This is a genomic window from Rhodospirillales bacterium RIFCSPLOWO2_02_FULL_58_16 (assembly GCA_001830425.1).
Taxonomy (GTDB): domain Bacteria; phylum Pseudomonadota; class Alphaproteobacteria; order Rhodospirillales; family 2-02-FULL-58-16; genus 2-02-FULL-58-16.
This window is the reverse complement of sequence record MIAA01000025.1, coordinates 1-22,361: the sequence shown is the minus strand read 5'-3', so window position 1 is coordinate 22,361 and position 22,361 is coordinate 1. Positions and strand designations below refer to the sequence as shown.

Here is a 22,361-nt window from a genome sequence, read left to right as displayed (position 1 = left end):
GGCCGCCGCCGCCCAGGCCCGCCGGAACTGAAATGCCGGGCAGACCGGCCAGACTGGCGGGTACGGTGAACACGTCGTTCAGGTACATGGCGATGGGATCGTCCGTCTTGTCGCCGAGGGGGAAGGCTTCCGAGGGGGCGGTCGGCGTCAGCAGCACGTCGGCCTGCGTAAAGGCCCGGCTGAAATCCCCGGCGATCAGGGTGCGCAACTTTTGCGCCTTGGCGTAGTAGGCGTCATAGAACCCGGCGCTCAGAACGTAAGTGCCGATAAGGATGCGGCGGCGCACTTCTTTGCCGAAGCCCCGGCCCCGCGTGTTTTGGTACATGTCGTCCGGCGAATCGCCGGGGACGCGCAGGCCGTAGCGCACGCCGTCATAGCGGGCCAGATTGGACGAGGCTTCCGCCGGGGCGACGATGTAATAGGTGGGCAAGGCGTACTTGGTGTGAGGCAGCGAGACATCGACGGTTGTCGCCCCCGCTTCCTTCATCCATTGAATGCCCTTTTGCCATAAGTCCTCAATTTCTCGCGGCATTCCGTCAAGGCGGTATTCCTTGGGAATGCCGACGCGCAGACCCCTGACGGCGCCGCCGAGCGCCCCTTCCAGGTCGGGCATTTTCAGCGGCGACGATGTTGAGTCCCTGGGGTCGTGTCCGGCCATGGCTTGCAGCATGAGGGCGGCGTCTCTCACGGTGCGGGTCAGCGTCCCGGCCTGATCCAGGGACGAGGCGAAGGCCACCGTTCCCCAGCGCGAGCATCGCCCATAGGTCGGCTTCATGCCGACGATGCCGCAGAACGACGCCGGCTGGCGGATCGAGCCGCCGGTATCGGTGCCGGCGGCGCCGAGGCACAGGCGCGCCGCCACCGCCGCCGCCGAGCCTCCTGAGGAGCCGCCCGGAGTCAAATCCTTGCCGTCCTTGCCCTTCCACGGGTTCTTGACCGGGCCGTAATAGCTGGTTTCGTTGGACGATCCCATGGCGAACTCGTCCAGGTTGGTCTTGCCCAGCATCACCGCGCCGGCGTCGCGCAGATTGGCGCTGACCGTTGATTCATAGGTGGGGACAAAGCCGTCGAGGATGTGGGAAGCGGCGGTGGTCAGTACGCCTTCGGTGCAGAACAGGTCCTTGACGGCTATCGGAATGCCGTCCATGGCTCCCAGGCTTTTGCCCTCGGCGCGGCGCGCATCGGACGCCTTGGCCCGCTCCAGCGCCAACTCCGGCGTCTCGGTGATGTAGGCGTTGAGATCGCGGCGGGCCTCCATCGCCTCCAGATGGGCGCGGGTCAGTTCTTCGGAGGAGATATCGCCTTCGGCCAGACGCTCGCGGGCATGGGCGATGGTGAGGCCGGTGAGGCAGGTCATTATTCGATCACCTTGGGCGCGGTGAAGAAGTCGCCCTCAGGTTCGGGGGCGTTGGCCAGCACCTGATCGAGCTTGCCGCCGTCGGTAACCTCGTCCCGGCGGCGGGGCAGGGTTATATCACAGACGCCGGTCATCGGCTCGACGCCGTCGGTATCGACTTCGGCCAGTTGTTCAACCCAGCCGATGATGGCGGACAACTCATCGGCCAGATGGTCCAGTTCATCGTCCGGCGTCCTGATGCGCGCCAGCATGGCGATGGTCTTGACGGCGGATTTATCCAGAGACATGGGAGACTACTTTTACCGGGAGAAGGTAGTTTCGGTTATTAGCACCGGAGATTGCCGACCGCAAGCGGCTCACCGGTTCTTGGCGGTCATCTCTTTCCAGGTCTTGTCGTTCCAGGTGTCGGGAGTGATTTGGGCGGCGGCGGAGAGGGCGCTTTCGATGTCCGCCGCCGGCGTTTCCATGACTTTGGGCTTCTTGCCGAATTCATCCTGCGAGATGCCGTCAAACACCAATTTGCCGGTTTTCTTGTGGTACATGAAGGTGGTGGACAGGGCTTCTTCAAAGCTGTCGCCGATTTCCAGCACATCGACATTGATCTGGTAAATCTGGCTTTGGGTCAGGTCGAAAGCCGCCTCGGTGATGAACATGAAGGCGGGAAACTCGAACTTGGCTCCTTTGGCCGCGCATTTATAGGAGATATCGTAATCATAGGTTCCGGAAGCTTCGCCTTCGGTCGCGTTTCTTTTGTCGAAGCGGACGGCGTATTCACATACGGCTCCGTTTGTTGCTTCCGATTTGCCTTTTATGTCGGTTATCTGTGAGCCGTCGATTATGGGCAACAGGACAGGCGCGTAGACATATCCGAGTTCCTTGCCGTTTTGTTTTACGCCCAGCCATGCGCTGTCTTCAGGTCTGCCGACGGCCTCGACGCGGACGCCTTTCTTGAGAAGGCTGAGGCTTTTGCTGGCGGTGATGGGCTTGATATGAACATTGATGTCCTTGGTCACCAGAAAGACGCCGCTTTCGGGCGTCAGCGGGATCGAGAAGTCGGCTTCCTCCACTTCGATAGGCTTCAGCGCCTGTTCAAAAACGAAGCCGAGGTCTTTGCCGTCCTTCTTTTTTATCGCCAGCCAGTCCTTGTCGAATCTGCCGACGGCCTCGACAAGCTCGCCCTTATCCAGACCGCCTATCCGTTTGGCGTCGGTGGAGGGCTTGGCGCGGATGTTGACCCGTTCAACAGCCTCATAGGCGCCGTAAACGGTGGTCACGGAAACATCGAGAATCTTGATTTGCTTCGGCGCCGGCTCATCCGCCGATCCATCATCCTCGGACTTGTCCGCAGGCTCGTCCGCCGGTTCATCCGCCGGCCTGTCCGCCGGTTCATCAACAGGGTCTTCCGGCTGATCATCTATCGGTTCATCCATCGGCGCGTCTGAAGGCGCGTCGATCGGCGCTTCCGTCGGCTCATTCGCCGGCGCCTTGTTTTTCGCCGCAGCGTGTTCGGTTACGGTCAGGATCAGCGCGGCGGCGACAAGGCAAGCCGCGACTGCGGCCCGGCAAGGCCGATGCCGGTAAAGCGCCCGAAAGAAATAACCTGTACTCATCGGCATAAATAACCATAACAGTAATTCGGCGACAAGGAGAGTGTCTATTTTCGATATTAGGTTCGACTCGCCGCCCGCCTCGGCGTTATTTTGCGACATGATTGTTGAAAATATCAGGGAATTAAAAGAGCGCCTCAAACCGGGAAGCCGGTTGCTGGGCATTGACCACGGCGCCAAGACCGTCGGTCTGGCGTTGTCCGATTTCACTCTGGCCGTCGCCACCCCTTACCTGACCATGCGCCGGGGCAAGAAGTTCGCCGAGGATGCCGGGGAGTTGCGTCGGCTCATCGCCGAGTTGAATGTCGGCGGCCTGGTGATCGGCCTGCCGCTCGGCATGGACGGCGCGGAAGGGCCGCGCTGCCGTTCGGTGCGCGACTTCGCCGCTAATCTGCAAAAGGCCTTCGCCGGCAAGGACGAGGCCGACATTCCCGTTTTCTTTCATGACGAGCGCCTGTCGACGGCGGTCGTTCAGCGTATGTTGATCAGCGAAGCCGACATGACCCGCCGCCGCCGCGCCGAGGTCATCGACAAAGTCGCCGCCGCCTACATCCTTCAAGGCGCCCTGGATATCATGTCGGTAAACCCCGGCAAATAAGCATTAACATTTATCGACGATTCGGCTAAACAACCACTATGCATAATTTTCTGGACTTTGAAAAACCGTTAGCCGAGATCGAAGGCAAGATCGAGGAGCTGCGCCACAAGGTGGACGGCGACCTCAATATCGCCGACGAGGTGACCAGGCTTCAGGCCAAGGCCGACAAGCTGCTGGGGCAGACTTACGCCAAGCTCGGCGCCTGGCAGAAGACGCAGGTGGCGCGTCACATCGACCGGCCCCACACCCTGGATTACATCGGCGCCCTGATCGAAGGCTTTACGCCGCTGGCCGGCGACAGGGCCTACGCCGAAGACCTCGCCATCGTCGGCGGTCTGGGGCGGTTCAGGGGGCGCTCGGTGGCGGTCATCGGCCATGAGAAAGGGGCCGACACCCAGGCCCGCGTTACTCATAACTTCGGCATGGCGCGGCCTGAAGGCTACCGCAAGGCCCAGCGCATCATGAAGCTGGCCGACCGTTTCTCATTGCCGGTAATCACCTTGATCGATACGCCCGGCGCCTATCCCGGAGTCGACGCCGAGGCTCGCGGCCAGGCCGAGGCCATCGCCCGCTCCATCGAGACCTGCCTGTCCCTGAAGACGCCGCTGATCAGCGTTATCATCGGCGAGGGCGGTTCCGGCGGCGCTATCGCGCTGGCCGCCGCCAATACGGTGCTGATGCTGGAGCATTCCATCTATTCGGTGATTTCGCCGGAGGGGTGCGCCTCTATCCTGTGGCGCGACGGCGATCAGGCCAAGAACGCCGCCGAGGCGCTGAAGCTGACCGCCCAGGACCTGCTGAAACTGGAAGTCATCGACGCCATCATCCCCGAACCCCTGGGCGGCGCCCACCGCAAGCCCGGAGAAACCATCGCCGCCGTCGGCGACGCTCTGGAAAAGGCGCTGGAAAACCTCCTCGGCGTAGAAGGCGGCCTGCTGAGAGCGCGCCGCCGCGAGAAGTTTCTGGCAATCGGCGGCAAGGGCATAGGGTAAGCGCTTCAAATCACAGGTTTAGAATCACTACTATCGGCGCATTGCCTTGTAGCGCCCGGTCGTGCAATTATGCCCTTGAGGCAATATGCTCAGGGCGACATGAATGAATAATCCTGCAAAAATAAGAAAAATCCGCGTCGCCGACGGCATCTTCTGGGTGGAAGCGCCCGACGCCGACCTTTACATCCAGTGCGGATGTCCGGCGGACAGCGTCAAGCACATGATGAAGCGGGGATTGATCATCCCGGTCGAGACGAGCGGCGTCGCCTATGAGACCGGCCCCAACGCCCTCCTGCTTTCCGATGTGATGCTGCAAGGGGGAGACTTTGCCAATCTGGGCGAGTTCCCGGTTCTTCAGATGCTCTACAGGCAGGGGATGATCCTGCCCGGTCATCCCAAAAACACCGGGATCAAGCCCATGATCATCGGCCTCAGGGAGCAGGTTAATTCCCAGCTTCAGTACATCTATCGCGGCAATTACGGGCTGATCTCCGAAGAGGAAATCATCGAGACCGGCGTCGATCCCGAAAGAGCGAGGGAGATGATGCGCCTCAAGCTCAAATTCGCCTTCGGAAAAATTCTTAATCCCAGGGACCTTCTGGATACCAGGATCGTCGGCGCGGAAGACGTTGAAATCAGGAACGGCGTTTTTATCAGGCGCCTCGGCCTGAATGTCTTTGAGTTTGAATATGAGGGCGAGAAGGTTGCCGTTGATCTCAACCTGGATGCTTCGGAAAGTTATGACTCGCCGTACCCCCTGGGATTTCATCGGGTGCAGAAGGACTATTTTTCCGTCATCCACTCAGGGCAGGGCGACGGCTGGGATATCAACCGCCCTTCCATGTCCAGCCTGCTGATGTTCCAGGGAAAGGTCTACCTTATTGACGCCGGCCCCAACATCATGTTCAGCCTTGTGGCGCTGGGGATCGGCATCAACGAGATCGAGGGCATTTTTCACACCCATTCCCATGACGACCATTTCGCCGGCCTCACCAGCCTTATGCGCACCGACCGCCGGATAAAGTACTACGCCGCGCCGATGGTGCGCGCCTCGGTGGCCAAGAAGCTGGCGGCGTTGATGTCCATCGAAGAGGACAGTCTGGAGCATTATTTCGATATCCATGACATCAATCCCGACGCCTGGAATCCCGTAGACGGACTGGAAGTGCTGCCGATCTATTCTCCTCACCCGGTGGAGACCACCATCCTGATTTTCCGCGCCCAAGGCGGCGAAGGAAGCAAGACCTACGCTCACTTCGCCGATATCGTCTCCCTCGGCGTGCTTGAAGGCATGATTACCGAATCAGAGGAAGAACCCGGCCTTTCCCGCGACCTGTTCGACAAAATAAAGATGGACTATCTGATGGCGGCCGATTTGAAGAAAATAGATATCGGCGGCGGACTGATCCACGGCGATGCCGAAGATTTCAGGGAAGACCGTTCAAAAAAGATCGTTTTGTCCCACACTTCCCTGAAATTAACCGCCAAGCAAAAGGAGGTCGGCTCCGGCGCCCCTTTCGGCACGGTGGACGTCCTTATCGAGAGCCACCAGGATCATTCCTTCCGGGAAGCCTACGGCTTCCTGAGAGCATATTTCCCGGATATCCCCGATCATCAGATAAAGGTTCTGCTTAACAGTCCGGTGGTTACCTTCAATCCCGAGACCATCCTTGTTAAAAAGGGGGAAGTCAACAAGTCCATTTATCTGTTGTTGACCGGCAATGTGGAGGTGATCCGCGCCGATATCAGCGCTTACAGCGTCCTGTCGGCGGGTGCCCTGGTCGGAGAATTGCCCGGCCTTCTCGGTATGCCGATGCCCGATACCTTCCGCGCCGCAAGCTTCGTCAAGGCCCTGAAGATAAAGTGTTCTCTTTATCTGGAGTTTGTACAGCGCAATAACCTGTTTGACGAAATCCAGATGTTGCAGCAGAACAGGGAATTCATGCAAAAGACCGGTCTGTTCGGCGAGTCCATCTCGTACCCCACCCAGAACATGATCGCCAAGGCGATGAAGGTTGAGCATTTCGCCAAAGGGGGGGAAGTGGGGAAAGACAGGGCGTCATTGTATGTGATTAAAAGCGGAGTGGTGGAACGGACTATCGGGCATGATGTTTTAGAGACAATGACGAAAGGCGATTTTTTCGGCGAGGAACTTTCCGTCTTCGACACGCCGGGCATCTACAGTCTGCGCGTTGCCGAGCCGAGCGATATCTTCATTATCCCGAGCAAGATCATCAAGGACCTTCCGGTGGTGCGCTGGAGGCTGTTTGAGGCTTTCGAGCGGCGCATACGAATGGTTACCGATGCGGACGGCGCCCGCGAGTCCAAATTCCTCTGGCGTGATGAATATGCCATCAATGTTCAGGAGATGGATAAACATCATCGCAAGATGTTCGAGATGGCGGATCATCTTTCCCAGTCTGTAAAAGATGGAAGTAACCGATCCGTCATTGAGGACGCGCTGAAATTCCTGATCGGATACACCAAGCTCCATTTCGAGTCCGAAGAGAGCCTGATGGCCCGCTACGGCTATCCGGCGACCGAATCGCATACCGTCAAGCATGAACGCCTCATTAAAAAAGTCGATGAAATGAAGGGTCATCTTTGGGATAGTAATAACGGCGTCAACAATGAATTTATTGAGTTTCTCAAGGACTGGATTATCAGCCATATTTTGACCGAGGACGTAAAATACGCAGTATTTCTCAACAATAAGGGGGTATACTGAATACCAGGGGCGGCGTCCCCATGGGAGAAAGAAAATGTATATTAACTGGGAGGAAAATTTAAGCGTCGGCGTCGCCGAACTGGACATGGATCACAAGAAGCTGCTGGCGATCATGGATGATTTTTTCTCCGCCTGTTACGCCGGACAGGGGACAGAATCGCCGGATAAAATTCTCGACAGGCTGATTGAGTACACAACTTACCATTTCGACAAGGAAGAGGCGCTGCTGGAACTGCACGGCTATCCCGGTCTGGATGACCAAAGGAAGGAACACGCCAAGCTGGTCGCGCAGATCGAGAGGCTTGCGAACAGCCTCCGGGGCGAAGCCCCTTCATCGGTGACCAACAGCACCATGAAATTTCTCAATAACTGGCTGATCGACCATATCAAAAACTCCGATATGCGATACACGGCCTACCTTAACGGGATGGGCGTTCGCTGATTTCGGATTTTTAACCCCTCCTTCCCCTCCTTACCAAGGAGGGGGCAGGGGAGGTTTATGCTGCTTTGCCGTGACAGTGCTTGTATTTTTTGCCCGAGCAGCAAGGACAGGTCTGGTTTCTCGCCACGCGGCCCCAGGTGGAGGGATCGCCCGGATTGACGGCGCCCGACGCCTGACGGGAGTGGACGGTGACGGACGGCGAACGCTCCCCCGAATCTTCTTCCCCGCCATGCCGTAAGGCCGGGTCTTCGCGGCCTTCATGGATGTCCTGTTGCGGGCGCAGGTACAACTGGTCCTCGTCGCCGGCATATCGGATTTCGACGTGGCTCAACACCTGGGTCACCCGCTCGCGCAGGCCGTTCAGCATCTCCTCGAACAGATTGAAAGCCTCGCGCTTGTATTCGTTCAGCGGATCCTTTTGGGCGTAGGCGCGAAGGTTGATGCCCTGGCGCAGGTGGTCGAGGGTCAGCAGGTGGTCTTTCCACCCCTGATCCAGCAGTTGCAGCAACAGACTTTTCTCCACCGAACGCAGGGTGTCAGGGCCGTAGTCGGCGGCCTTCTTGGCCATTGCCTGATCCGCCGCCTCGTTCAGGCGAGCAAGGATTTCGGCGTCGGCGATTCCCTCTTCCTTGGCCCATTCCCCGATGGGCAGGTCAAGGCGCAGAACCCTCAGCGCCTCCTCGTGAAGGGCCGACGTATTCCATTGCTCGGCATAGGCTTTTTCGGGAATGCAGCGGGTGACCATGTCTTCGATGACCTGGCGGCGCATTCCGGTGACGTCCTCAGCGACGTCCTCGGCGTTCATCAGTTCCTTGCGTTGTTCGTAGATGACCTTGCGCTGGTCATTCATGACGTCGTCGTACTTAAGCAGGTTCTTGCGGATTTCGAAGTTGCGGGCCTCGACTTTCTGCTGGGCCTTTTCCAGGGCCTTGTTGACCCAGGGATGGACTATGGCCTCATTTTCTTCGAGGCCCAGCTTTTGAAGCATGCCGTCGATGCGTTCCGAGCCGAAGATGCGCATCAGATCATCTTCCAGAGACAGGAAAAAGGCCGAGGCGCCGGGGTCGCCCTGGCGACCGGAGCGACCGCGCAACTGGTTATCGATGCGGCGGCTTTCGTGGCGCTCGGTGCCGATGATGAACAGGCCTCCGGCGTCGGTCACCTTTTTTTTATTTTCACTGATCTCGGCCTTGATTTTTTCGATTGCCTTGAGGCGCTTGTCCTTGTCTTCAACAGCGGATAATTCCTGCTTGACGCGCATATCGAGGTTGCCGCCGAGCTGAATATCGGTTCCTCGGCCGGCCATGTTGGTGGCGATTGTCACCGCCCCCGGCACGCCGGCCTGGGCAATGATCTCGGCTTCTTGCGCGTGGTAGCGGGCGTTCAGCACATTGTGGGCAATCTTGCGTTTCTTCAGCATGGCGGAGAGCAATTCGGATTTCTCGATGCTGACGGTGCCGACCAGGGTCGGCTGATGGCGTTCCCGGCATTCCTCGATCAGGTCAATGATGGCGTGGTTCTTTTCGGCGGCGGTGCGGTAGACGTTGTCGTTATGATCGACGCGCACACAGGTCAGGTTGGTGGGCATTTCGATCACGTCCAGGCGATAGATTTCCATAAATTCGCCGGCCTCGGTCATGGCGGTGCCGGTCATCCCGGCAAGCTTGGGGTAAAGCCGGAAGTAGTTCTGGAAGGTGATCGAGGCCAGCGTCTGGTTCTCGTTCTCGACGGTTACATTCTCTTTGGCCTCCAGCGCCTGATGCAGACCCTCGGAATAGCGTCTTCCCTCCATCATGCGCCCGGTGAACTCGTCGATGATTATCACCTTGTCGTCCTTGACGATATAGTCGGTGTCGCGCGCGAACAGCTTGTGGGCGCGCAACGCCTGATTGGCGTGATGAACCAGCGAGACGTTGGCGATGTCGTACATGGAGCCTTCGCGGAGCAGTTCGGCTTCGCGGAGCAGTCTTTCAAGGTTCTCAGTGCCGTTTTCGGTGAAGGTGACGGCGCGTACTTTTTCATCCTTCTCGAAATCATCGTCAGACAGCTTGGGGATGATCTTGTTCAGCGCGATGTAGAGTTCCGACGTGTCCTCGGTGGCGCCGGAAATGATCAGCGGCGTGCGCGCCTCATCAACGAGTATGGAGTCGACCTCATCGACGATGGAGAAGTTGAACGGTCGCTGGACCATGGCGCCGAGGGTGAACTTCATGTTGTCGCGCAGATAGTCAAAGCCGAGTTCATTGTTGGTGCCGTAGGTGACGTCGGCGGCATAGGCCTCGCGGCGCTGGTCGTCGTTAAGGCCGTGAATGATGCAGCCGACCGTCAGCCCCAGGAACTTGTATATCTGCCCCATCCATTCGGCGTCGCGCCGGGCCAGATAGTCGTTGACGGTGACTACATGCACGCCTTCGCCGGACAGGGCGTTGAGATAAACGGCCAGCGTCGCCACCAGGGTTTTGCCTTCGCCGGTTTTCATCTCGGCGATCATGCCCCTGTGTAGGACGATGCCGCCGATAAGCTGGACGTCAAAATGACGCTGCCCGAGGGTGCGCTTGGCGGCTTCGCGCACAACGGCGAAGGCTTCGACCAGCAGGTCGTCCAATTTTTCGCCGTTTTTCAGGCGTTCTCTGAGCATGGGGGTGCGCGCCGCGACTTCCTCGTCGCTCAGGGATGCAAGTTCCGGTTCGAGCGCATTGATCGCATCGACGTACTTGTAAAGACCTTTGAGATAGCGCTCGTTGGCGGAGCCGAACAAACGCCGGGCGATAGCGCCGAGCATTACGGGAACCTCAAGAAAAATCTAAAATGCGAATAACAAGTTTACCCTGTCGGGGGAAGAGATAGAGTCCCGGCGAACTTCTGTCAATGCGGGGCGGCGCATCGCCTTGTCAAAGTCGTCTCCGCCTCAACTGCATTTGGAATAGCCGCAGCTTGTGCATGTATCGCATCCTTCCTGGCGGATGAGGGCGGGGAGGGCGCATTTGGGGCAGGAGCGGAAGCGGGCGTCAACGGCAGACGCCGCCGCGTGGCCTGATCCGCCGCCCTTGGCGTAAGGGGAGGCGGCCATGGCCGCCACCTGGGGTTTCCGTACGGAATCGTTCTCGTCCAAGACGCCGGGCGCCGCCATGAACCCGATGTTGATCATGTGCTGCTCGATGACGCCGCCGATGGCGGCCAGCAACGAGGGGACATACTTGCCGCCGACCCAGTGTCCGCCGCGCGGGTCAAACACCGCTTTCAACTCCTCGACGACGAAGGAGACGTCGCCGCCACGGCGGAAGACGGCGGAGATCATGCGGGTCAGCGCCACCGTCCAGGCATAGTGCTCCATGTTCTTGGAGTTGATGAACACCTCGAAAGGCCGGCGGCGGGCGTTGTCGTCGATCAAGTCGTTCAGGGTGATATAGATGGAATGCTCGCTTTCCGGCCATTGCACCTTATAGGTGGCTCCGGGCAGCGCTTCCGGCCGGTCAAGGGGCCGGAACATATGATGGATTTCGGCGCCGCCGCCGTCCGCAGCCTTCGCCTTGCCGCCGGCCGGTTTGGGAGACATCAACGGCAGTTCCGGCTGGTCGTCGTCTTTGGTCTTCTTTTTGATCTGCAATACGGAGCCGGTCACGTCATTGGGCCGATAGGTGGTGCAGCCCTTGCAGCCGAGTTCATAGGCCTGGGCGTAAATATCCTTGAAGTCCTCGAAATCAATATTTTCCGGCACGTTGATGGTCTTGGAGATGGAGCTGTCCACATACATTTGAACGGCGGCCTGCATCACCAGATGATCGTTGGGGCTAAGGCCCTGGGCGTCGATGAAGTAGTCCGGCAACGGCATTTTTTCGCCGAAGGCGCGGCGGAACAGGCGGTAGGCGTAGTCGCTCACTTCCTCTTCGCGCCGGGAGCCGTCAGGCATGGCGACGCTGCGGGAATAGATAAAGCTGAACACAGGCTCCAGCCCCGAAGAGACATTATCGGCCAGCAACGAGATGGTTCCGGTCGGCGCCACCGAGGTCAGCAGGGCGTTGCGGACGCCGTTGTCGGCGATGGCCGAACGCACGTCGGCGTCCAGGCCGCGCACGGCCTCGGAGCCGAGGTATTTGCCGGCGTCATACAAGGGGAACGGACCCTTCTCCGCCGCCAGCCCGGCGGAAGCCAGATAGGAGGCGCGACGGATCGCCGCCATCCATGTCCTGGTCAGGCGCACCGCCTCGTTGCCGCCGTAACGCGCCCGGCACATGATCAGGGCGTCGGCCAGCCCGGTCACGCCGAGGCCGATGCGGCGTTTGGACTTGGCCTCATGTTCCTGTTGGGGCAGGGGGAAGCGCGAGATGTCGATGACGTTGTCCATCATCCTTACGGCGACCGCCACCAGTTCCTCAAGCGCTTGCCCGTCGAGGCGGGCATTGTCGGTAAACGGTTCGCTGACCAGCCGCGCCAGATTGATGGAGCCGAGCAGGCAGGCGCCGTAGGGCGGCAGAGGCTGTTCGCCACAAGGATTGGTGGCGTGGATGGTTTCGCAATAATTCAGGGGGTTCAGGCGGTTGATGCGGTCGATGAAGATGACGCCCGGCTCGGCATAGGCATAGGTGGCGCGCATGATCTTGTCCCACAGTTCACGCGCCTTGAGGCTTTTATAAGTGGTTCCGTCGAAGGACAGCTCCCAGTCGGCGTCTTCCTTGATCGCTTTCATCAAGGCGTCGGTGACCAGCACCGAAAGGTTGAACATGCGAAGCCGCCCCGGTTCCTTCTTGGCCTCGATGAAGGATTCGATATCCGGATGATCGCAGCGCATCACCGCCATCATCGCGCCCCGCCGTGAGCCTGCGCTCATGATGGTGCGGCACATGGCGTCCCATACGTCCATGAATGACAGCGGCCCCGAGGAGTCGGCACCGACTCCCTTTACCGCCGATCCCTTGGGCCTGAGGGTGGAGAAGTCGTAGCCGATGCCGCCGCCCTGCTGCATGGTCAGAGCCGCTTCCTTGAGGCTGTCGAATATTCCCGCCATGTTGTCGGCGATATCCCCCATGACGAAGCAGTTGAACAGGGTCACGTTGCGCCGCGATCCGGCGCCGGAAAGGATGCGCCCGGCGGGCAGGAAGCGAAAATCCTCCATCGCCTCGAAGAAGCGTTGCTCCCAGAGGGCGGGGTCCTTCTCGTTTTCCGCCAAGGCCTTAGCCACCCGGCGCCAGGTCTCGGCAATGGTTTTATCTACAGGCTGGGAATCGGCGGTCTTGAGACGGTATTTCATGTCCCAGATACGCTGTGAAATGGAGGCAACCTCGGTCATCGCGGTCTCCGGACCTGTCGGCCCATCAGCGGGCTTTCCTGCCGTTGAATTTAAGGGACAAACGAGCAAAGGTCAAGAAATGTTCTTATTATGTTTCCCACAGCGTTATCCCGCTTTTTTGCCGGCGCGCCCCCGGCGGGGATATGCGCTTGAAGTACTTATCCACAGTTTCCACAGCCGGGTTTGCCCACAAAACGACCCACAGGGGTCAATTCCGGCGGATCGACATATGTCGGGGAAAAAAGGAAAGGATGTTTACGAGGCGATAGTGAGAGCGTATTGTTTTGGGAACGGCGTTTAAGGTAGGCTATGAAAATCAAAATCTTTATGCACAAGACGGTGGGAGTCTGCCTGTCGGCGGATATGACGGGGTGATGCGCCATGCCCGTGATTTCCATGTTCTACGGGCTGATCGTCCGTATGTTCTTTTTCGATGCCGATCAGCATCGCGCACCCCATATCCATGTCGAATATGCTGAATACAAGGCGGTGTTGAGTATCGTCAGCGGTGAAGTTCTGGCCGGAGAGTTGCCTGCCAACAAGCTGCGGCTGGTTCAGGCATGGATTGAAATCCACCGGGAGGAACTTGCCGCTGACTGGGCGCTAGCCGTCCGGGGCGAGCCGGTGTTCCGTATCGACCCCCTGCGTTAAGGAAGAAGCTCATGCATCCCGAAGTCAGCGCCGTGAAACCCTTGGAGGGTTATTCCCTGTTGCTCACCTTCGACAACGGCGAGCGTCGGGTATTTTCGGTCGAGCCGTATCTTGACAGCGGCATCTTTCGGGAACTGCGCGACCCCGTTTATTTCCGCTCGGTGCGGGCGTTGTCGGGATTCATCGCTTGGCCCCATGACCAGGATTTCAGCCCGGACACGCTCTATCTCCGCAGCGTTCCGGACGCCGCAGCGGCGAAAATTTAAGTCTCCGGCACGGAGGGCGGTAGTGAGAGAGCGCACGAGGATATTTTTTCTGATCCTGATCATGGCGGCTGTCGGCGTAATCGGCGGCGGCGGAACCGTCGGCGTTCTTTATCTGGTGGCGTTTGATCCGTTGACGGCGATGAATTCGGGCGCCGTCGTCAAGATTGATATCGCCGAAATCCGCACCCAGTTCATGTTGGCGGCAGTCATCGTCTCCGCCCTTGCCGTCGTGGTCAATGTGGCGGGGTGGATATTGATCCTGCGCGTCACCGCCCCCATCATCAGAAGGCTGCAAAAAAGCGAGAAAAGGTTCAACGCGGTCGCCGACGCCGCCACCGACGCGATAATCGCCGCCGGCTCGTCGGGTGAAATCGTTTCGTGGAACAAAGGCGCGTCTCTTGTTTTCGGATACGCCGAGGAGGAAATTCTCGGCTCCCCCCTCACCCGCCTGATTCCTGATCGTTTCAAGGAGGCTCACGAAACGGCGATGAAACGCGCCAGAGAGACGGGCAAGACCAGCCTCGTCGGCAAGACCGTGGAACTGGCGGGGATACGCAAGGACGGCAGCGAGTTCCCCCTGGAGCTGTCGCTGGGGTCGTGGACGGTTGGCGGCGAGACTTTCTTCACCGGCATCGTCCGCGACATAACCGGGCGCAAGCGGATAGAGGCGCAACTCATTCAGGCCGAGAAAATGGCGGCGATAGGGACCATGACCGCCGGCATCGGCCATGAAATCAACAATCCCCTGTACGCCATACTGGGGTTGGCCGAGGCGGTGCGCGACGAAAATAATATTTCCGAAAGCCGTGAGCACGGCCGGGAAATCATCAAGTATTCCAGGCAAATCTCGGCAATAGTGAAAAATCTCTCCGGGTATGTCCAGCCGGCGGAGAAACATGATCTGGAAACCGTAGACGTAAACAAAATTATCGCCGAGGCCGTCGCCATGATCCGGCGAACGCTGCTTAACGATCACATTGAAATCAGGGAAGACCTTGCGCCGCTTCCCGGAATCCCGGCCAAACCGGAAGAGATTCAGCAGGTCTTTTTCAATGTCATCCGCAACGGCATCCAGGCGATGGAGGACAAAGGAGTCATGGAGATCGCCGGCCGCCTTGAAGAAGGCCGTTGTATTTCAATCCGGATCAGCGATACAGGCAAAGGAATTTCGGCGAAAAATCTGGAAAAGATATTTGATCCGTTTTTTACCACCAAGGGACCGGATGAGGGAGAAGGACTGGGATTATATGTTGTCCAAAAGATTATCAACAAGTACTCTGGGACAATCGCCTTTGAGAGCCGGGAAGGCAAAGGAACGGTTTGCACCATTAAATTCCCCGTTGAGGGGAAATTAACAGAGGAGAATTCGTAGTGAAACACAAGATTATGATCGTCGATGACGAGGAAGAAATCCGCCGCACCATCAAGCGCCAACTTAAAGACACCGGTTATGAGATCATCGAGGCATCGAACGGGGAAGAAGCGATCAGGCTTATCGGCGTCGAAAACGTCCTGATTCTGGACGCCATCATCTGCGACATCAGGATGCCGAAGATCAACGGCGTCGAAGCCATCGCCCATTTCCGCAAGGAATATCCCTCGATCCCGGTTATCGTTCTGACCGGCTTCCCGGATGTAAGCCTGGCGGCAAAGTTTATTAAAGACGGCGCGTTCGAATATCTTGTGAAGCCTGTCGAAAAGGAGAAACTGGTCGAGGTGGTCGCCAAGGCCGTTAAACAACACCACCTGTTCAGCGGCGGCGGCGCCTGAATATTTTATTCACATGGATAAGCAGGATGTACAGGATTAAAATGAGGCCTTGCTTATAACGGATACTCTAACTCCCCCTTAAAGCAAGGGGGAGAATTTACTTTCCCCTCCTTACGAAGGAGGGGGCAGGGGGAGGTTGCCCCTCCTCAATCGACCTGCGGGGCGACGAGAGGTTTTATTTCGGGGAGGGGGATTTTCTTCAGTTCGTCCTCGATGGCGCCGGACAGTTTGCGGAAAATTCCCGGAGCCAGCAGGGACAGCGGGTTGACTGATATTTCGGGATTCTCCATCGGGCCGGTCATCTTGTAGGGCGCGGCGAAAACGCCGCCGCCTTTTTCCTCGCCGGTGAAGACGGCGCCTAAAACCGGGATCTTGTCCAGCACGCCCATGAAGCTGTTGATGGCGTAGGCGGGGATTACCGTACCCTTCAGGTCCACCACCTTGGCCTGGGTATATATCTTGCCCGAGGCGGTGTAGCCCAGCGAGATGCCGGTGGCTTTGGCGTCGGTCAGATTGAGGACGCCGTCGCTCAGCGCAAACGGGGCGTCCAGAATATTAAAGTAAAGCCCTTCCTGTTGCAGGGCTTCGATGACGCCGGTCAGGGCCAATATGCTCAACATTCTGATCAGGACCGGGGACTTGACCAGATGGTAATCATCGACGGTGAGTTTGCCGGTCAATGGAGAACCGGGGGCGTTGTCATCGAACTCGCCGCTCACCTCAAAGGCGCCGCCGACCATATTTTCGTAGAAGTTAAAGGCCTTGAACACGGCTCCCGCGTCATCGGATCGCATGGACAAGGCGCGGACGCCGTTGTCGCCCGGCGCAATGGATACCTTGAACCCCTTGTCCTTGCCTACAACGGCGTCCAGCGTCATGCGCCGCCACCTGTCGCCGCTACGCGACATGTTGCCGGAGACCCGCGTGAGGAAATTCTTTTCTCCCAGCCATACGCGATCCAGGTCGGCGGAAAGGTTGAAGCGCAGGCCACCGTCTTCCTTCTCCGGATCGTCCTTGAAGATGTCGGCGAACATCGGCTCCAGATCAAGGCCGGCGCCATGGAGGCTGATATTCCAACTGCCGTCCTGGGCGGGCGTCAGCGTCCCCTTCATGTCCGTGCGGCCATAGGCGATCCTGTCAAGGGCGACCCGCTCCAGGCCGGCGCCGTTTTTGGCGTAGTCGGCGGAGCCTTTTATCAAAAGATCGGCGGCGGCGACGGTAAAGACGGGAATATTGCCGATCATGTCTCCGGCGATGTCGATTTCGGCGGCGGCGGTTCCGCCTATGCCCGTCTTTTTTGCCCAGCCGAGAGCGGGAAAGGAAAGAGCGGCGTTGGTGAGGTCGGCCTTGATTTCCAGCCTGGTTTTTTTGTTGCCGAGGACGGTAATGCGGGTCTCGGCGCTGATTGATCCCTTGATGAAATCGCTTGCGAACGGTCCCATGTTGATGCCCAGATCAGCCATGCTTTTGATGTCCGGGATGTTGCCGGACAATTCATAGCGGCGGCGGAACGGGGGATTGTCGGAGAAGTTCTCGCGCCACGTCATGACCGCCGGAATATTGCCGAGCCTGATCTTGCCGGTGATATCCATTCCCCGATTATCGACTTTGAGGTCCATCAGTTCGCTGGTGACGCTCTTGCCGAGCATGGCGCCGGCGATGGTTACATTCTGGAGTCTGGCGACGGCGGCGACCTTGACTTTGTTCCTGGTGAGGGCGTGTTCAAGGATAGAGTGAAGGTTGAGCTTTACCGACGCCGTGCCGTCGACCCCGGCGGGGTCCAGCCCAAGGGCCGAGGAAAAGCCCAGCGGCTTGTGGTCGATCAGCTCCAGGGCGGTTCTTATCTTCCCGTCAATAAAAAGCTCGATATCCATGTATTGATCGTATTTATCGAGGTCGGTAATGAAGATGCGGCCCTTGCTTACGGTCAAATCCCCGGCTTCGCCGCGCTCGAAGAATATGTCGAAGCGTTCTTTGTTGAACATGGTGGTTCCCTTGACCTTCGACGCCTTGGGCATGGGGTGGACGTAATCCACCGTGACGCCGTCAAAAGCCATGTCGCCGGCGAGCGAGACCACCCGGAAAGCGCCGGCGGTGTCGGAGTTCAAACGAAGGTCGATGCGCGCCTCTTTGACGATTCCGCCGGAAAGATTGGCCACGCACCATTCTTGGGCGCTGATCCCCCATGCCCTGGGCCAGTAGCGCGCAAAGTCGTCCACCGGCAGATTCAGCAACTCCCCTTTGGCGGTGATCTCCGGTTTGCCGCCGATGCCGTCGATGACGGCGCTGATGACGGCGCTCGGCCCGTGAAGGCCGACGCGCAGAGCCGACAATTCCAGCTTGCCGGCGTTGAAATAGTAGCGCCCTTCAGCCTGCACCGTCTTAACCGGCATGACATGGTTGGTGGGGGCGGGCAAGTCAAGCTTTCCCTCCGCCCCGAGATCGACGAAAAAGTCCTCGATATCCAGACGTTCGGCGCCTTTTTCAAAACGTCCTTTCAGCCGCAACGCTTCGACATCCGGTTTTTGCGCGAACGGCGCCGGCAGCGTCAGGCGTCCGTTCCCGCCGTTGATGTTAAAGTCGGCGCTTTCCACCGCGCCGTTTACGGATACGACGAGATTTACCGTCCCGCCGAGAGGCAGATCGAAGGCGTCAAGGCGCTCAAGCTCCGGGGAGACGCCGGCAAAGGCGGCGGGGCTGATATCATTGAAGTTAAGTTCAAGGTCCAGTCTGCCTTCTTTTGTTTTGTAATCGCCGGAGATGGAAATCCTGGTCTTTTTTTCTCCCGTTTCGGAATCGAGGGAAGCCTTGCCTTTGATTCCCGTGTCCTTCCGCCACAGCGCCACCTGGGCGTACGGCGATTCCCATATAGTTTTCAGATTATGGTCTTTTATGATTAAATCGGCGTCGATGACCGACACCATCTTCAGGTAACCGGTTACGCGGTCGGGATCGGGGTCAGCCAGAAGCTCGGCGATAAGGCGGTTCGCCACATCGTTGGATGCTTCTTCTCCTTCGATGAACCCGATTTCCACGCCGCCGTCTTGGCGATGCGTCAGATGCAGTCTGGGCCGGAATAACTCGATGCTGCTCGGCGCCACCAGACCCTTTATCAAGGCGCGTGCGCTGAACGACATCGACATTTCAGGCACCCTGGCCAGAACCTCGTCATTGTCGCCGAGGACACGGGCGCCGATGATGCGGAAATCCAGCGTGCGCTCCCACCCGGCCCAGGTCAGGATCGTATCGTCGAGGCGTATCTTGAATGACCCGTAACTTCTGTTCAGCGCGTTCTCGATATGAGGCGTAAGAAAGGAGAGAGATACCGGGCCGGAAGACAGCTTCCATGCGGCAAGGGCGAGCATGACCGCCAAGCCGGCGCTTAATCCGCCCAGGAGCCGAATCAATCCCCGGAAGGTGCGTTTAATCAACCGCCTCTCCTTGACCGTCGCCACGGGTTAACGCAATGTGCGTCAGGCCAGGGTAACCTTAAATGCAACATAACAATTTCGCCTCCGAACCGCGCAATCTCCCCGATGCCTCCAATTGTGAACGCGCAGCGCTGGGGTTTGGGCATTGGCGCGAGGCGCTCGAAACAACCGGCTTAAAAGCCGATAATGGGGACTTTCGACGGCTGCTGGAAGCGATTTTCGGCAATAGCCCGTTCCTTACCCAATGCGCCTTATCCGATCCTGCTTTCACGCTCCGGCTACTGGAGGAAGGACCGGATATCGTCTTCTCCACGGTTATGGAGGAGTTAGGGAAGATTCACAAGACGGGACCTGGCGATCATCAACTGGCGACCATTCTGCGCATCGCCAAACGACGGATTGCGCTGACGGCGGCGGTTGCCGACATTGCCTGTGTTTGGCCTCTTGAGAAGGTCACGGCGCTTCTTTCCGACTTTGCCGAGGCGGCTATCGGCTGCGCCGCCGCCGCGATGTTGCGCGACGCCGCAAAAAGCGGCGTCCTCACCCTTGCCGACGAGGATGATCCCGAAAAGGATTCCGGCCTGATCATCATCGCCATGGGAAAACTCGGAGCGCGGGAGCTTAACTACTCCAGCGACATTGATTTGATCGTGTTTTACGACCCCGAAAAGGTGCGCTGTGCGGCGCCTGACAAAATGCAAACCCATATCGTGCGGCTGACCCGCAACATCATGCGTTTATTGGATGAAAGGACCGCCGACGGTTATGTTTTCCGTACCGACCTGAGGCTGCGCCCCGACCCCGGCGCCACGCCGGTGGCGGTTTCCCTTCCCGCCGCCGAAATCTATTACGAAACCCTGGGCCAGAACTGGGAGCGCGCCGCCATGATCAAGGCCCGCGCCGTCGCCGGCGACCGCGAGGCCGGGGCCGACTTTATAAAATGGCTGGAGCCGTTTATCTGGAGGAAGAATCTGGACTTCGCCACCATCCAGGACATTCATTCCATCAAGCGCCAGATCAACGCCCAACGCCACCTTAAGGAGGTCAGGTTGGCCGGGCATAATGTCAAGCTGGGCCATGGCGGAATCCGCGAGATCGAATTCTTCGCCCAGACCCAGCAATTGATCTGGGGCGGACGCCAACCCGGATTGCGCGACGCCTCTACCGTCAAAACCCTCGGCGTGTTGGCCGACATGGGCCATATCTCGGCCAAGGTCGGCGAAGAAATGATCCGGGCCTACCGGTTTTTGCGCACGGTTGAACACCGTCTACAGATGATCAATGACGAACAGACTCACTCCTTGCCGGAGGATGATGAGGCAATCAGGGAGCTTGCCGTTTTTTTGGGTTACGGCGGAACGGACGATTTCGCCTCCGAACTGTTGACGCACCTCGGCAATGTAGAGTCCAATTACGCCGATTTGTTTGACGAACATCCATCCCTCGGCGCCGAGGGCGTCGTCGGCGGCAATCTTGTCTTTACCGGCGGCGAATCTGACCCGGAGACCTTGAAAACCCTGAAACGGCTGGGATACGTTGACGCCGGCATGGTCGATGAGACCGTGCGCAAGTGGCACCACGGACGCTACCGCTCCACCCGTTCCACCCGTACGCGGGGAATTTTGACCGAACTTATGCCCCTGCTGTTGAAGGCCTTGGCCGGGACGCCCAATCCCGACGCCTCGTTCCTCAAGTTTGATGAATTTCTTTCCCGGTTGCCGTCCGGCGTTCAGCTTTTCTCGATGCTGTATTCCAATCCCCACCTCCTTGACCTGATTGCGGAAATCATCGGCAAGGCGCCCCGGCTGGCCGATTACCTTAGTTGCAACACCTCGATTCTGGACAATGTGCTGACTGCGGACTTTTTTGCGCCTCCGCCGCAGCAGGACGAGCTTGACGCCGAACTGACGCGGCTTCTGGAGCGGGGGGGGACGCTCGAAAGCGTGATGAACATAAGCCGCAGTTGGGCCAATGACCGCAAGTTCCAGGTCGGCGTTCAAAGCCTGCGCGGCCATATTACGCCGCGATCAGCCGGTCGGGCGCTGAGCAACATCGCCGAATGCGCTTTGAGTCGTCTGCTGCCCCGCGTGGAAGAAGAATTTGCCGTCAGGCACGGTCGTTTCCCCGGCTCCGGTCTGGTCATCGTCGCCATGGGCAAGCTGGGCGGCGGTGAAATGACGCCCGTCTCCGACCTGGACCTGATTTTAATCTACAAGACGGAGAATGATGACGAAGTGTCCGATGGGCCGCGCCCTCTTTCTCCCAGCCAATACTTTGCCCGTTTCTGCCAGCGTCTGATCAGCGCCGTGACCGCGCAAACGGCCGAGGGGCGGCTTTACGAGGTGGACATGCGGCTGCGTCCTTCCGGCAAGGCCGGCCCGATCGCTTCCGGCTTCAAGTCTTTCGAGCAATACCAGCGGGAGTCAGCCTGGACCTGGGAGCACATGGCCCTGACCCGAGCGCGCGCATTCGCCGGCCCGCCGGCCCTGCGGGAAAAGGTGGAGGCGACCATCCGCGACGTGCTGACCGCGCCCAGGGATGCGGACAAGCTGCGCCGCGACGTGGCCGAGATGCGCCTGCGCATGGACGGGGAGTTCCACACCGGGTTCATTTGGGATGTCAAGCACCTGCGCGGCGGTCTGGTTGATATCGAGTTCATTGCCCAGTATCTGCAACTCAGGCACGCTCATGACCATCCTGAAATCCTGTCGGCGAATACCAAAACTGCGCTGGAGCGCCTCCACGCCGCCGGCTTCCTTGATGACAAGACGGCCAAGGCTCTGATTGATGCTCTGGACCTGTGGCAGATGCTTCAACTGATGTTGCGCCTGACCATCGCCGGACACCTGGACAAAGAGCCGCCGGAGGCGCTTTTGGAGCATTTGGCCAAGCTTACCGGTTGTGCGGGCGGCGGCGCATTACGCAAGAAAATCATCGACAGCGCCCGGCAGGTGCATGACCTTTTCAACGAGATTGTTTCTTCCTCGCCTTGATAAGGAGGGGAAAAATTCCTCCCCCTTGCTTCAAGGGGGGCCTTCTCGCTTATTCCTCCCCCTTGCTTTAAGGGGGAGGTCAGGAGGGGGTCGTTGCAGCAACCTCCTTGGTAAGGAGGGGAAAAGTTCCTCCCCTTACGAAGGCTATCGGATTCACACATCGTGGAACCCGATGGTCGCCCCAAATTTTATGGCTCGGAAGTCCTGAAGTCCCAGACGCATGACTTTGGGACCCGGCT

The 22,361-nt window shown here is 58.6% G+C and carries 15 protein-coding genes; 9 read left to right on the top strand and 6 right to left on the bottom strand.

Translation table 11 applies throughout. From position 1 onward, the window contains the following. The 3 genes from gatA to A3H92_06915 all read right to left on the bottom strand — a co-directional run. Positions 1-1,357, bottom strand: a 1,357-nt coding sequence (gene gatA / locus A3H92_06925; GenBank protein ID OHC75050.1) for an aspartyl/glutamyl-tRNA amidotransferase subunit A, incomplete at its 3' end; no start/stop codon positions are given. Next, entirely contained in the window at positions 1,357-1,644 is a 288-nt protein-coding gene (locus tag A3H92_06920) for an asparaginyl/glutamyl-tRNA amidotransferase subunit C (GenBank protein ID OHC75014.1), read from the bottom strand. The genes gatA and A3H92_06920, both read right to left, overlap by 1 nt. A 69-nt stretch (positions 1,645-1,713) precedes the next feature. Beyond that, the gene (locus A3H92_06915) at positions 1,714-3,066 is read right to left on the bottom strand and encodes a hypothetical protein (GenBank protein ID OHC75013.1); all 1,353 of its coding nucleotides are present in this window, start codon (positions 3,064-3,066) and stop codon (positions 1,714-1,716) included. Here A3H92_06915 and A3H92_06910 point away from each other — a divergent pair. From A3H92_06910 to A3H92_06895, 4 genes are all read left to right on the top strand, one after another. After that, on the top strand, positions 3,065-3,562 hold the full coding sequence (locus tag A3H92_06910) for a hypothetical protein (protein ID OHC75012.1): 498 nt from the start codon (positions 3,065-3,067) through the stop codon (positions 3,560-3,562). The genes A3H92_06915 and A3H92_06910 overlap by 2 nt on opposite strands. A 38-nt stretch (positions 3,563-3,600) precedes the next feature. Further along, the gene (locus A3H92_06905; protein ID OHC75011.1) at positions 3,601-4,554 is read left to right on the top strand and encodes an acetyl-CoA carboxylase carboxyltransferase subunit alpha; all 954 of its coding nucleotides are present in this window, start codon (positions 3,601-3,603) and stop codon (positions 4,552-4,554) included. Between the two features lie 103 nt (positions 4,555-4,657). Beyond that, on the top strand, positions 4,658-7,282 hold the full coding sequence (locus A3H92_06900; protein ID OHC75010.1) for a cyclic nucleotide-binding protein: 2,625 nt from the start codon (positions 4,658-4,660) through the stop codon (positions 7,280-7,282). A 34-nt stretch (positions 7,283-7,316) separates the two neighbouring features. Further along, the gene (locus A3H92_06895) at positions 7,317-7,724 is read left to right on the top strand and encodes a hypothetical protein (protein OHC75009.1); all 408 of its coding nucleotides are present in this window, start codon (positions 7,317-7,319) and stop codon (positions 7,722-7,724) included. Positions 7,725-7,779: 55 nt separating this feature from the next. On the opposite strand, the gene A3H92_06890 is transcribed toward A3H92_06895, so the two are convergent. Next, a complete protein-coding gene (locus A3H92_06890; protein ID OHC75008.1) occupies positions 7,780-10,506 on the bottom strand; it encodes a preprotein translocase subunit SecA in 2,727 nt (908 codons plus the stop codon). A gap of 126 nt (positions 10,507-10,632) precedes the next feature. Then, positions 10,633-13,011, bottom strand: coding sequence for a ribonucleoside-diphosphate reductase, adenosylcobalamin-dependent (locus A3H92_06885; GenBank protein OHC75007.1), 2,379 nt, complete (start codon positions 13,009-13,011; stop codon positions 10,633-10,635). Between the two features lie 381 nt (positions 13,012-13,392). On the opposite strand from A3H92_06885, the gene A3H92_06880 reads away from it, so the two are divergent. The 4 genes from A3H92_06880 to A3H92_06865 are packed head-to-tail and all read left to right on the top strand — an operon-like array spanning position 13,393 to position 15,698. After that, a complete protein-coding gene (locus A3H92_06880) occupies positions 13,393-13,662 on the top strand; it encodes a hypothetical protein (protein OHC75006.1) in 270 nt (89 codons plus the stop codon). Between the two features lie 11 nt (positions 13,663-13,673). Then, on the top strand, positions 13,674-13,928 hold the full coding sequence (locus A3H92_06875) for a hypothetical protein (GenBank protein OHC75005.1): 255 nt from the start codon (positions 13,674-13,676) through the stop codon (positions 13,926-13,928). Between the two features lie 22 nt (positions 13,929-13,950). Then, positions 13,951-15,300: a hypothetical protein gene (locus A3H92_06870; protein OHC75004.1), complete on the top strand. Its 1,350-nt coding sequence runs from the start codon at positions 13,951-13,953 to the stop codon at positions 15,298-15,300. A gap of 14 nt (positions 15,301-15,314) precedes the next feature. Then, complete coding sequence (locus A3H92_06865) at positions 15,315-15,698, top strand: two-component system response regulator (GenBank protein OHC75049.1); 384 nt, start codon at positions 15,315-15,317, stop codon at positions 15,696-15,698. Positions 15,699-15,844: 146 nt separating this feature from the next. Here A3H92_06865 and A3H92_06860 read toward each other — a convergent pair whose 3' ends face one another. Further along, positions 15,845-19,153: a hypothetical protein gene (locus A3H92_06860; GenBank protein OHC75003.1), complete on the bottom strand. Its 3,309-nt coding sequence runs from the start codon at positions 19,151-19,153 to the stop codon at positions 15,845-15,847. Between the two features lie 38 nt (positions 19,154-19,191). Between A3H92_06860 and A3H92_06855 the strand changes: the two genes are divergently transcribed. Beyond that, on the top strand, positions 19,192-22,122 hold the full coding sequence (locus tag A3H92_06855) for a glutamine-synthetase adenylyltransferase (GenBank protein ID OHC75002.1): 2,931 nt from the start codon (positions 19,192-19,194) through the stop codon (positions 22,120-22,122). The last annotated feature ends 239 nt before the right edge of the window (positions 22,123-22,361 follow it).